The sequence below is a fragment of the Rubripirellula reticaptiva genome (assembly GCF_007860175.1).
GTDB lineage: Bacteria > Planctomycetota > Planctomycetia > Pirellulales > Pirellulaceae > Rubripirellula > Rubripirellula reticaptiva.
This window is the reverse complement of the sequence record NZ_SJPX01000001.1, coordinates 701,200-714,851: the sequence shown is the minus strand read 5'-3', so window position 1 is coordinate 714,851 and position 13,652 is coordinate 701,200. Positions and strand designations below refer to the sequence as shown.

The following is a 13,652-nucleotide window of genomic DNA, read 5'->3' as shown; positions in this document are numbered from 1 at the left end:
TTCTCGACGTTCCACCGTACAGAAATATGAACTTATGAAAATTTTCACTATGCTATTCGTCGTCACTTTTATCTGCGCAGGCATCGTCCATGCCGCCGATAAGCCGAACGTTCTGTTCATTGCGGTTGACGATCTGAGACCTGAATTGGGTTGCTATGGATCGCCGATCGCCGTGACGCCGAATTTGGACGCTTTGGCGAGTGAAGGGTTGCTGTTCAATCGAGCCTATTGTCAGCAAGCAATTTGTCGTCCATCGCGTGCGAGCCTGATGACGGGAGCAAGGCCTGAAACGACCGGGTTGTTCCACAACTACGTTTCGCTGCGTGAGTTGCAGCCAGAGATCTTGACGCTACCTGAACATTTTGTAGCCGCTGGGTACGAGGCGGCGTATTGTGGCAAAATTTTTCACCAAGGCGACACCGACGAAGGACGGTCGTGGAGTCGTGATCCGGTGCGGTTCATCAAGGGAATCAAGAAGCCAATTGGGGCATACGCTCTTCCTGAAAATAACAAGTTGAAAGCCGACAACATGAGAAAAATGTTGTCCAAGTATGGCGAGGCGGCGCGACTTGGTTTGGCAGCGGGGCCGGCATACGAGAAAGCCAATGTTCCGGATACTGCTTACCTGGATGGATACAACACGCAGTTGGCTATCGAGACCATGAAAGAGATGGTTCAGGTAGATGGTAAGCCATTCTTTCTTGGGATGGGTTACAAGTTGCCGCACTTGAATTGGTGCGCACCGTCGAAGTACTGGGATCTTTACGACGCAGATTCAATTCCAATGGCGACCGAGGTGGATGCACCGGACCATGGTGCTGCGATGGGGCTGCACGCTTCATTCGAACTGCGGACTCGATCAGGCATTCCAAAGACGGGACCGATCGATCCGGATCTGTCTCGAACGTTGAAACACGCATACCTGGCGAGCGTTAGTTACGTCGATGCGCAGATTGGAAAGTTGATTGAGGCGTTGGAGAATGCTGACGTTCGTGACAACACAATCATCGTGCTTTGGGGCGACCATGGTTGGCATCTTGGCGACATGGGTGTGTGGGGAAAGGCAACGAACTATGAAATCGCGACTCGCGTGCCTTTGATGATCTGGACGCCGAATATGAAGTCGCGCGGCGTAACGACGGATGCACTTGTTGAATTAGTCGACATCTATCCAACGCTATGCGAGCTGGCTGGTTTATCGGTACCCGAGCATCTTGAAGGTGACAGTTTCGTGCCGCTACTAGATGATCCGGCGCAGCCCTGGAAGAAAGCAGCGTTTAGTCAGTATCCAAATCCAGCACTGCGGGAATGGGCGGCGAATCCGTTGTCGCAAGGGATGCGTGAGACTTGGTTCGGTCCGTTGATCAAAGAAGTTGAGTCTCGGATCATCGACCAGCAAGGAGATAAGTGGGACCGTGAACTGTTCGAGGAACACTTGATGGGTTACACGATGCGGACCGATCGTTATCGGTTAGTGCAGTGGCGTGATCACCGTGATTCGAGTGCGAAACCGGTGTTCACGGAACTGTTTGATCACCAAAACGATCCGAATGAAACGAAGAACATTGCCAGCGAGAATCAGGAACTCGTTCGCGAATTGACCGACCAGCTCCAGGCCGGGTTCGTAAGTCGCTAGCGGTCAACGCTTTCCGCGACTATTGATTTCAATTGATATCCAACGGCTCTACCCGAATTAATTCTCATGATACGAATTTCGACCCTCGCTCTTTTTTTTGTTGCGTGCAGTTTCGTTGCGTTCGGTTTCTCGGGTGGCCTGCAGGCGAGCGAGATCGACTTTAACGATGATGTGTTGCCGATTCTGGAAGAGCATTGTTTGCACTGTCACGGAGAAGATGAACAAGAGTCTGGTTTGCGACTCGACATGCGCGGCCGGATGCTTCGTGGTGGTGATTCTGGTTTGGCGGCGTTGGTTCCGAGCCATCCCGAGAAAAGTTACTTGATCGATGTGGTCAATCACGTTGACGAAGAAACGGCGATGCCGCCGGATGAGGACAAGATTCCTGCCGAACAAATTGAGATACTGACGCGGTGGATCAAACAAGGCGCTGACTGGCCCGGCCAGATGGATCAGGTCGCCGAAGACGAAGTCGACCACTGGTCGTTTTTGCCGATGCAAACCGCGTTTGATCACAATAGCATTGACCAATTCTTGGAAAGCAAGCTTGGCGAAGCAGGTCTGACCTTCAATCGTGCTGCGGATCCGCGTTCGCTAATTCGTCGGGCATCGATTGTGTTAACCGGCATCGCGCCGACTCCGAAGCGCAGTGATGATTTTGTGGCCGCCTTTGCGGTTGATGCTGACGCAGCCTATGACGCTTTGGTCGATGAACTGCTTGCGTCAGATCACTTTGGTGAACGTTGGGCCCAGCATTGGCTCGACGTGATTCGTTGGGCTGAAACCAACGGCAGTGAAAGCAATTTGTACCGAAAGAACGCGTGGATGTATCGCGATTATGTCGTGCGTTCGTTCAACCAGGACAAGCCATACAATTTGTTCATTCGCGAGCAATTAGCTGGCGACGTGATGGGCGCAGGCGACGCGACGGGGTTCATGGTTGCTGGGCCGCATGTTCCATCGGCTACGGTTGGGGCCGAGGAAACGGCGATCCGCCAAGCCCGTGCTGATCGGATCGACGAAGTCTTGCAAACGGTTGGTGCGTCGGTGATGGGAGTCACGATCGGTTGCGCGCGTTGCCACAACCACAAGTTCGATCCGATTTCGATTCAAGACTATTACGCGATGTCGGCAGCATTCCAAGACGTCGAATTTGGCAGCCGGTATCCAGAGCTTTCACCGGAGCATCCTCGGGTGGTTCGCGAACAAGAGTTGCGACGCGAATTGAACGAGCTTCGCGGTCAGATGCGGGCTCCCGGCTGGGCATGGAAAGAAGATTGGCAGGGATACCAAGAAATTCACTTCCAACCCAAAACGACTCGAGAGATTCGTGTTTCGTTTGATAACGGTTGGGTGAACGCGGACGAGTTGGAAATCATCGAAGCCAAAGGTGGCGGTCAAAACGTCGCTCAACGATCGTTCGGTACCGTTGTGCGAGGCAATCCTGCGACGTTAGTCGATGGGAAGCCTGCGGCGAAGTTGACGGACGGTGTTTTCGGGACAAAGGGGTGGATTGCGAAATCGCCTCCGAAGTCAAAGGAACGTCCGTGGGTCGAGTTTGAGTTTCCAGAGCCGGTAACGGTCAGTACGATTCGAATCAGCACCAATCGCGAGGACTTTTTAGAGACAGACTATTTGAATGGAATGAACAAAGCGAACTACGGCGAATTCAAGATCGAGTTGCGGGACGACGAGGGGAATTGGAAAGCGTTTGCATCGACGGCTGAGATGCAGAAAAGAAAATCCGGAAAGGAAAAACGGCAAGATTTACAAAGCAAGATGCAGGACGTGATCAGCGAACTGTTGGTGCAAGGACCGCAGCCCGCTTTCTTGGCAACGTTTATCGAACCGGTGGAAACCTTCGTATTGTTGCGGGGAAGTCCCGAGACGCCCCACGGGAAGGTCGATGCGGCCGGTCCCAAACAACTTGGCGGTACGCTGGATTTGATGCCCGACGCACCAGGGCCCCAGCGTCGGGCGGCTCTAGCGGATTGGTTGGTGGATCCTAGCAATCCACTAACACCTCGGGTCATGGTCAACCGTATCTGGCATCACACATTCGGGTCTGGGATTGTTTCCACGCCAAGTGATTTTGGAAAAGCCGGCGCCCCACCAACTCACCCCGAGTTGTTGGATTGGCTGGCCAATCAGTTCATTGATCCGTCGCAGCAGACGCCGTGGTCGGTCAAACGCATGATCCGAATGATGGTTTTATCGAGGGCGTTTCGTCAGTCGAGCGAACCGGAAAAAGACGGTCTGTCGAAAGATGCGTCCGCGCAATTGCTGTGGCGATACCCGCCTCGCCGTGTCGAAGCTGAAGTGATTCGTGATTCCATTTTGCAGGCCACTGGACGATTGGACGAATCAATCGGCGGACCGAGCTATCGAATTCACAACGTCAAGGCACGCTATGCCCAGTGGGAAGTCGTTGACAACCATAGCGACCAAACGTGGCGCAGAATGCTGTACCAAGAACGGATGCGCCGGGTCGATGATCACATGTTTACGGCATTCGATTTTCCGGATTGTGGACAGATTAAGGCCAAGCGTCCAGTCTCGACCACTCCGTTGCAGGCGCTGAATCTGATGAATAGCGATTTTGTGGTCGAGCAAGCTGCTTTCTTGGCTGCGCGTGCCAAACGCGAGGCTGGCAATGATACCTCGGCGCAGGTCACTCGTTGTTTCGAGTTGTTGCTCGCTCGAAAACCAACTGAAGAGGAAGCCGAAGAGGCGATTGACTTCGCAAAGCAACAAAGCCTGGCGCTTTTGTGTCGTACACTCATCAACACTAACGAATTTGCATTCCTGCCATGAACCCAGAAAAACTATCATCGATCGGGCGATCCTTACTTGATCGCCGCGCGTTCCTCGGTCAATCCGGTATGTCGATGGGAGCCATTGCGTTGTCGCAATTGCTGGCCCAGGACAAGTTGCTTGGCGCAGATCAGTTGGGGCCGATTCGGCCCGACATTGATGACAAGAATCCGTACGCTGCGCGGCCGCCACATTTCGAAATGCCGGCCAAGCAAGTGTTGGTGATTTATTTGCCCGGTGCAGTTAGCCATCTGGATACGTTTGATTACAAACCGGACCTTTACAAGTTGGATGGTCAGAAACCGCCAGGCATGCCCGAGATTACTTTCGAAGGTCCAACAGGCAACATCGCCAAGCCGTTTTGGGATTTCAAACCGCGCGGGGAAAGTGGCAAGATGGTTTCGGACTTGTTGCCGAATCTTGCCAACATGGTCGATGACTTTTGTTTTGTTCATTCGCTTTCGACCCAAACCAGTGCGCATCCGCAAGGCGAGAACTTCTTCAACACCGGGTTCACGATGGAAGGCTTTCCGTCATTTGGTTCTTGGGTAACGTACGCTTTGGGATGCGAGACCAGTGAATTGCCAGCGTTCGTGGCGATCAACGATCCTCGTGGAATGGCGCGTAGCGGTAAGAATAATTTCGGCAGTGGATTTTTACCTGCTGCTTTCCAAGGAACCGACTTTACGGCTTCGGCGCCGCCGTCGAATTTGAGTCGACCTGCTGGGTACGACGCTGCGTCGGACCGGGCAAGCGTGGCGCTACTACAAAAGTTGAACGCTCAACACTTGCAACAATTTCCAGGCGATGCGGATTTGGCGGGGCGAATTGCCAGTTACGAACTGGCTGGCCGAATGCAGACCTCGGTACCGGATGTGATGGATATCGCGAACGAGCCGAAACACGTTCACGATGCTTATGGAACCGATACCGGCACGGATCTGAAGAAGGCGTATGCGAACAACTGTATCCTGGCGCGGCGTTTGCTCGAAAAGGGTGTTCGAGTCGTGCAGCTATTCAATGGCAGTGACCCGGCCGGTGGCAACGGCATCACGAATTGGGATTCGCATAGCGACATATTAAAGACGCACGGAATGCAGGCCGAGATCATGGACCAGCCGACGGCGGCGTTGATCGCCGACCTGAAGCAGCGTGGGATGTTGGAACACACGCTCGTCGTTTGGTGCACCGAGTTCGGTCGCATGCCGTTCTTGCAAGCTAACGGTACCGGTCGTGATCACAATCCCGATGCGTTCACGTGCTTCATGGCCGGAGCGGGCGTCAAGAAGGGGTTCAGTTATGGCGAGAGCGATGAGTTCGGATTCAAGGCGGCCGTTGATGAAGTGAGTGTCTATGACTTCAACGCGACGCTCTTGCACTTGATGGGACTCAACCACGAACAGCTAACGTATTATCACAACGGGTTAGAGCGGCGTTTGACCAATGTGCACGGCAACGTGATCAAGGGGATTTTGGCCTAGCGAACCGTCGCTAGATGTCTTGCAGTTTAGGATGGTCATCGTTCGTCGCGGAATTCGTCCGAAACCCTTTAGGGAAAGGGTTTTGACGCAACCCGCGAACTTCTGAGCCGTGCCTACGAGAGAGTGCATTTGCAAAATTGCGGATAATTTGCGGCAGGATCGTCCGCGGACTCAAATAGGTCGTTATGTCCCGTTCTAACGATCCAACCCGAGCGATTTCTGAAGGCGAGTTCATGCGGCTTTTTTTGAAGCATGAACCGGCCCTGCGTGCCTTTGCGCGGTCGATTTTGCCAAACTGGAACGCCGTTGACGACGCGATTCAAGAAGCCAGCGTCACGATGTGGGAAAAGCTGGGGCAATTGCGAGACGAAGAGGGTTTTTTACCTTGGGCAAAGGTAATCCTGCGGTTCAAGTGTTTGTCGGCTGTTTCGGGATTGCGCAGGAATGGGCATTTGCTAAGCGACGAGGTTCTGAAGCAGATCGCCGATGAGGCTGAGTCGATCGACGCGGGCGAGATTGTCGAGATTCGCGAGGCATTGAATTCGTGCCTGACACAGTTTTCTGCGTCGCATCAGCAACTCTTGTTGGCGCCCTATTCGGGTGGTGGCCGGATCCAGCAACTCGCCGAGACCAGTGGGAAGTCTGTCAATGCATTCTATAAGTTGCTGGCGCGTCTACGTTTAAAACTTGCGGATTGCGTTCGCGGTCGACTGCAACCCGAGGCGACTTAGGATGAATGCGAGCGATTTAATTCATCGTTATTTGTTGGGGCTTTGTTCGAAAGCCGAGACGGGCGATCTAGAGCGGTTGTTGGCTGCCGATCCCGCATTGCGCCGAGAGTTTGCAGTCGCGGCGGCGACGGATGCGGGTTTGCGAAACGTGGCGATGGAACGCCAGATGGAGCCGCCTGCTTTGTCGCGTCCGGGCGGCTCGCTTTCGTGGGCAAAACTGATGACGGTTTTGGTTGCAATCGCTGCGGTGGCGCTGGCGTTGGTGGGCGGTGCAGTTCAGTTCACAAAGACAGTGTCGGTTGCGACGTTGGTGTCGAGTGAAAATGCAGCTTGGGAAAGTGCGCTGCCGACGACGGTGGGATCATCGCTTTCGCCGGGATCGCTAAAGTTGATAGCGGGAATCGCGACGATCCGCTTTCGTTCCGGCGCCGAGGTGACATTGGAAGCGCCAGCTCAGTTTGAGCTGCTGACATCGATGCGCAGTAAGTTGATCGACGGTGCCGTAATCGTGAACGTCCCCGAATCGGCGGAGGGTTTTGTCGTTGAGACGCCCGATGGATATGCGGTCGATCACGGAACCCAGTTCGCTGTTTCGGTTCAAGGGGAACTAGCGAAGTCGGATTTCGAAGTGCTGAAAGGTGAGATTTCGGTTCACCATCCTGCGTCCGGGAAAGACTTTCGGCTAACCGATCGCCAAGGTGCTGCGATGACTCACAAAACACTGATTCCTTACGATGGTGAAAGGCCCGAGGCTGCCTTTGCAGACACTTTGCCGCTGATTCGTGTGGGTACCGAGGGTCAGTCGTCCTATGTCATCCGGAACAATCGCCGTGGCAAATGGATTCATCCCGAAATGTTGGTGGTGAAGTGGGTCGACGATCGTAAGTGGGACAGCCGAGCGTTCTTTTCGATGGATGTTTCATCAGTGGATTTGACATCGGTAACATCGGTTCGCCTGCGTTTGAACCAGGTTGCCAGTGGTAAAGGATTCGCTTCTCGATTGCCGGTGGTCAATACATTTGCAGTCTACGGAATCACGCATGTCGACAAGCAAGTTTGGGGCGTGGACCCGACATGGGAAGATGCGCCGGATGTCGACGACGGCGTTTTGCTTGGCGTCTTTGACATTCCACGCAGTCAACAAAAGGGCGTCGTCGGAATCGAAACTAGCGAGTTGCTGGATTTTTTGAAGGCGGACCCAGACGGCAAGGTGACGTTTGTTTTGGTACGGACGACGGGGCTGATCGAAGGCGAGGATCGCGGGCTCGCTCACGCGTTTGCTAACGACGCGAACCCCGAAGCATCCGGTCCGCTGCTTGAATTTACGATTAAGTGAGTTGTCGGCGAGGTGTCATTTCCCGCCATCGTTCGCGTGTTTGTGAATCGTGGCAAGATGCTCGTCCGCTGTTCGCCGGTTAAGAATAGAAACCAACCAAGAAATCGAAATGGTCAATACGAAGAACTTTATCGTCGCATTTGTAGTGGCGACTCTCGTTGCTGCGGGAGCGGTTGATGCCACCGCTGATACGCCAGCCTTGATGCCCGAAAAGCATTTGTCGATGTTCAAGGAGCACTGCTTTGAGTGCCATGATGGGGCAACGAAAGAGGCGAATATTGATCTTGAGAATTTGTCCTTCGATGTCAGCAAGGATCTTGCAACTGCTGGGCTTTGGCAAAAGGTTCTTGGGTCTATCAACTCGGGTGAAATGCCACCTGAGGACGTCGAACCACTTGGGGACTCGGTGAAGGCAGACTTTCTTGAAGACTTGTCGCAGCGGATGGTGACGGCGCGTCAGATTCTGAGCGACTCGGGTGGCGCGATCACACTACGACGTCTCAATCGCCGCGAGTATGCCAATACGATTGAGTCGCTGCTTGGCGTTCGCCCCGATGTCACGACTTTGCCTGACGATCAGGCAACATCGGGATTCGATACCGTCGGTTCGTCTCTGTTTTTCTCTAGCGATCAGCTCGAGCAGTACTTGGCGACGGCAAGAGCAACGCTTGAGCTTGCGTTGACGTCGAAGTCGCCCATTAAGTCAAAGACGGTTCGTATTGAACCCGAGGTTGAATACAACCCGCACTATGCCGCCGCCGCAGCTGCGATGCGAGACATCGCCGCGCGGTCGAACGCGTTCCTATCGCAAAGCGAAAAACCTGCTTCTGATTTTGGGCTGCTCGATGAATACCAAGCCAGGAAGCAACGTACTGCCGAATGGTTACCGCAGCTTGAACAGTATCTTGCTCGTCCCGAGACAAAGTCCGGCATCACTTTGATCATGACGATCAAACAGGGCGGAATGACAAAAGTCAAAATGCCGGTACTGCATGAAAACGCCGATGGCAAATACGTGATTCGTTTGCGTGCGGCCATGTATCCCGACGCTGGCGAAAGGTTTCACTATCTAGAATTCACATCGGGGTACGGAACCGGCCGTAAACTATTGGGATGGCGCAAAGTCACCGCGCCGCTGAATCGTCCTGAGATCATTGAGTTTCCGATCGAGCATTCGCCGGGCCAGAAGCAACAGGTCTGGATTCACCAACGCAGTCACCAAGACCGCGGCGACAAGAATTTGGCGACGTTGGACATGCGAGCCAATGGTATCGGGACGCCGCCTGGCATCTGGATCGACTGGGCCGAATTGATCGGGCCAGATCCCGTACCCAGTCGGGCGAATCATTCCGCCAGTGAATTGCTAGAGAAAGTCGAGTTGGTAACCGACGCGAAACTCGCGAAGCAATTCCTGCACCGATTTGCGACGCTTGCCTTTCGTGGTGAGGAGCCTGCACCCGAGTTCATCAATCGACTGGTTGATCAGTATTTAGGCAGCCTCAGCAAGGGCGAGTCTTCGGTTGATGCATTGATCGGCCCGATGGCAGTCGTGCTTGCATCGCCCAGTTTTATGTACATGGTCGAGTCAACGGGCGACACATCTTCGCCGCGATTGACGGGGGCGGAACTTGCTGTGCGACTGGCGTACATGCTTTGGAGTTCGCCGCCCGATGATCAACTGCAAGCATTGGCCCGCAGCGGTGAACTTTTGAATCCAAGTGTGTTGAAACAACAAACCGCACGATTGTTGGCAGATGATCGAGCGGACGAGTTTGTTCGTGGGTTCGTGTTTCAATGGTTGCAAATGGAACGGCTGGACATGTTTCAGTTTGACGGTGGGGATTTCCCGACCTTCGACAATGCCGTTCGCGCAAATGCTCGCGAAGAGATCTTTGAAACCGTGCATCTGATGTTGAAGGAAAAGCTGCCTCTTGGGACATTGCTGAAGTCGGATTTTGTAGTCGTCAATGATTTGATGGCTGGCTATTACGGTATTTCCAACGTTCAGGGATATCACTTTCGCAAAGTGCTGGTGCCGTCTGATTCGCTGCGTGGTGGACTGCTTGGCACGGCGGCGGTTCTTGCGATGGGCTCGGATGGTCAGCGAGCATCCGCGGTCGAGCGAGGGGCGTGGGTTCTGCGTCACTTGTTAAACGATCCGCCACCACCGGCACCGCCAAACGTCCCCCAGCTTAGCCGGCTGGCCGGCGAAGTTCTGTCGGCGCGAGAACTTGCTCGCGCCCACCAGGAGCAGCCTCAGTGCACGAACTGTCACAGAAAGATTGACCCGCTTGGCTTTGGGCTGGAAAACTTTAACGCGGCGGGATTGTGGCGAGATAAAGAGATCATCGGCACTGGAAGGCAGAAGGCCGGTAAGTGGCAAATCGAAAAGGTGTTCGATATCGATCCAAGTGGACGACTTCCGGACGGTGAGACTTTCGCCGACTATTTCGCGATGCGTGACGCGGTAGCTCGCCACACGGATGATTTCGCGCAAGGGTTTACTGAGTCGCTAATCACCTACGGGCTCGGCCGGACCTATGGTTTCGCGGATCATGATCTTGCAAAAACGATCATCGACGCGGCAAAGCCAAACAACTATCAGTTAAGCGACTTCATTGACGCACTCGTTCAGTCACCTACTTTCCAAACGAAGTAGTTCGTTACCAGTTCACTTCAAACGACCATCCCTTCCTTACTTAGACGAGACGGTAATGAGCAAACGCAAACAAATTCAACGTCGTGGTTTTCTTCGCAGCACAAGTGCACTGATCGCGTTGCCCGCGCTCGAGTCGTTTGGATTCCGGCGGTTCGCGTCGGCCGCGCCGATCGACAGTGGGCCACCAAAGCGAATGGTGTTCTTGGGGATGGGATTTGGAGTGACAGCCGACCGTTGGTATCCCGATGTGAATACCGTTGGCGAAAACTATGAGTTGCCAGAAATTCTTAAACCGTTGGCAAAGCATCAGAAGGACATCACGATCATTCAGAATCTGATGCACCAGTATTCCGCTGACGGTCACTCGGGAAGCACTTTCTGGTTGACGGGTGCGAACCGGTACGCGATTCCGGGGCAGAGTTTTCATAACACGATTTCGGTCGATCAAGTTGCTGCTGAAACGTTGGGCGAACAGACTCGTTTCACATCGATCCAGCTTGCCGCCAAAGGTGCCTCGAACGACGGTCACGGGCCGGGATCGTCATTGGCGTGGAATCGATCGGGGAAGCCCGTTGCAGGACTCGATACGCCCGTTGCGGCGTTCCATCGCCTGTTCTCGCAAGACAATACGCCGCTAGCGGTACAGCAACAACGATTGAAGGAACAACGCAGTGTGCTTGATACCGTGTTGTCGGATGCAAGGTCGGTGAACCGAAAAATCAATCGTGCCGACAACGAAAAATTGGAAGAGTACTTTCAGTCGGTGCGTGAAATCGAAGTTCGGTTGGCCAAAGAAGAGACGTGGTTGGGCGTTGAAAAGAAGGTGCCTCGAGATTCCGTCAGCCAGCCGAAGGAATCACTTGAGGGCGTTGAAGAAATTCGCATGATGTACGACATCATGGTTGCAGCGATGCAAGTCGACGCAACTCGTGTCTTTACGTATCGCATGCCAGTCGATTCGATGATCGCTAGTCTTGGTGCGTCGATGAGCGCACACAGCATGAGTCACTATTCCGAAGGCGAACGCCGGACGGTCTCGGAATCGCGTGATACGGCGCATGCAAAATTGCTGGCTGAGTTCATCGACAAGTTAAAGTCGACAAAAGAGGCGGATGGGTCCAGTTTGTATGATCACGCAGCGATTACGATGGGGACGAACCTAAGCAGCGTTCACACGCTGAAGAACTGTCCAACGTTGGTGACCGGCGGGGGTGCTGGGTTCAAGCATGGTCGTCACTTGGTGATGGACGATCCCAAGACGCCATTGTGCAACCTGTGGCTAAGCACACTGCGTGGATGTGGGATTTTGGCAGGTTCGTTTGGTGACTCGACTGGAGCTATCGACGAGCTTTTCACGATCTAGGCAACGTTCCGTGCAAGCCAAACATGTGGATTGCCAATCGTCGTTGTGGATCACACAGGCCGTCGCCGCGTCGTGGTATGCTCGCTTGAAACCAAACTGACCGGCAACTAGGAATAATCTCCATGACGTTGAAGCAGCCCATTCGCCTTGTTTCGGTACTACTAACAAGACCGGCAATGGTTCGATGGATCACATTGATCTTGCTTTGCACCATACCGTTTTCCATCTTTGTCGAACCTGTTAGCGGTGCTGATTCGGACAGTCCGAATGTCATCTTCATTTTGGCGGACGATCTTGGGATCGGTGATCTTGGTTGTTATGGCCAGCAGAAATTGAAGACGCCCAATATCGATCGGCTCGCTAGCGAAGGTCTGCGTTTTACGGATCACTATTCGGGCAACACGGTGTGTTCCCCGTCTCGCGCGGTGATCATGACTGGCCAGCATCCTGGGCACGTGCATTGCCGAGGCAACGGCGAAGAGAACACGTTCGCGCTGGATCCGAAAATGATCACGCTTCCACGAATGTTTAAAAATGCAGGTTACGCCACGGGAGCGTTTGGAAAATGGGGGCTCGGTATCACGTCGGACTCCGGCAACTCGAATCCTCTGACCCATGGTTTCGATCACTTTTCGGGTTGGAAGAGTCAGAGGATCGCGCACACCTACTTTCCATCCAGCATTGTCCGCGACGGTGTCGAGCAACCGCTTCAACCGGGAACTTTCATTCATGACATGATCGTCGACGATGCGAGACAGTTCATTCGGTCGAGTGTGAGTGCCAAAACGCGGTTCTTTTGCTATATCCCGACCGCGGTGCCACATGCCGCGATGCATGCGCCGAAACAGTTGCATGAAAAATGGCGTAAGGTGTATCCTCAGTTCGATGGAAAGATCGGCACATACGGCGCCGGGCCGGACGATGATTGCCCGCCGGTTCAAAATCCTATCGCTGGTTTTGCGGCGATGATGGAGAACCTGGATAACGAGGTCGGCAGTATTCTTGACCTGCTGATTGAGCTTGGAGTCGATGAAAATACGATTGTTTGTTTTTCAAGTGACAACGGTTCTCACTTGGAAGGTGGGCACGACCCCGAGTTCTGGGATTCGAATGGTCCGTTTCGTGGTCACAAACGTGACCTTTACGAAGGCGGAATTCGAACGCCACTGTTAGTACGTTGGCCAGCAAAAATCGTTGCCGGACGAACCAGTGATCACATCAGTGCATTTTGGGACATTGTGCCGACGATGGCCGAGATCACTGGCCAAGCCGTTCCGGCACAGGTGGATGGTCTTTCGTTCCTGCCCACTTTGCTGGGGGACGAAGAATCACAAGCAAAGCATCAGTCGATCTATATGGAATTCATTCATGGAAATGCGAAACCGTATTCCAGCCGATCGTTGCGAATGGGCGATTGGAAGGCGGTTCAGTCGTCCGAGAAGAAGCTGGGAAAACAGATGCTTTCCATTGAGCTTTACAACCTGGCGGACGACGTTGACGAACAGCACGATGTGGCTGCAACGAATGCCGCATTGGTTGAGAAGATGGAACGGTACATGGATGAAGCACACCGACCATTGAAGTAGAAGTCGCAACAGGATGCCGCAGGTTGTTTATAAAGCTGCATGCCAA

At 53.6% G+C, this 13,652-nt stretch carries 8 protein-coding genes; all 8 read left to right on the top strand.

Going from position 1 to position 13,652, the window contains the following annotated elements; genetic code table 11:
* The first annotated feature begins 49 nt into the window (after window positions 1-49).
* Window positions 50-1,636, top strand: coding sequence for a sulfatase (locus Poly59_RS02650; RefSeq protein ID WP_390621435.1), 1,587 nt, complete (start codon window positions 50-52; stop codon window positions 1,634-1,636).
* A gap of 66 nt (window positions 1,637-1,702) precedes the next feature.
* Window positions 1,703-4,450, top strand: a complete 2,748-nt coding sequence (locus Poly59_RS02645) for a DUF1553 domain-containing protein (RefSeq protein WP_146532503.1) — start codon at window positions 1,703-1,705, stop codon at window positions 4,448-4,450.
* Window positions 4,447-5,931 carry a DUF1501 domain-containing protein gene (locus tag Poly59_RS02640; protein WP_146532502.1) on the top strand — a complete coding sequence of 495 codons (1,485 nt, stop codon included), beginning with the start codon at window positions 4,447-4,449 and terminating at the stop codon, window positions 5,929-5,931. The genes Poly59_RS02645 and Poly59_RS02640 overlap by 4 nt, the downstream gene beginning before the upstream one ends.
* Before the next feature lie 185 nt (window positions 5,932-6,116).
* A complete protein-coding gene (locus tag Poly59_RS02635; protein WP_146532501.1) occupies window positions 6,117-6,662 on the top strand; it encodes a sigma-70 family RNA polymerase sigma factor in 546 nt (181 codons plus the stop codon).
* A 1-nt stretch (window position 6,663) separates the two neighbouring features.
* Window positions 6,664-7,998, top strand: a complete 1,335-nt coding sequence (locus Poly59_RS02630) for a FecR domain-containing protein (RefSeq protein ID WP_146532500.1) — start codon at window positions 6,664-6,666, stop codon at window positions 7,996-7,998.
* A 109-nt stretch (window positions 7,999-8,107) separates the two neighbouring features.
* Window positions 8,108-10,657, top strand: coding sequence for a DUF1592 domain-containing protein (locus Poly59_RS02625; protein ID WP_186775974.1), 2,550 nt, complete (start codon window positions 8,108-8,110; stop codon window positions 10,655-10,657).
* Between the two features lie 55 nt (window positions 10,658-10,712).
* Window positions 10,713-12,020 (top strand): DUF1552 domain-containing protein, encoded by a 1,308-nt coding sequence (locus Poly59_RS02620; protein ID WP_146532499.1) that lies wholly within the window; start codon window positions 10,713-10,715, stop codon window positions 12,018-12,020.
* A gap of 122 nt (window positions 12,021-12,142) precedes the next feature.
* Window positions 12,143-13,606, top strand: a complete 1,464-nt coding sequence (locus Poly59_RS02615) for an arylsulfatase (protein ID WP_222436029.1) — start codon at window positions 12,143-12,145, stop codon at window positions 13,604-13,606.
* Window positions 13,607-13,652 lie beyond the last annotated feature (46 nt).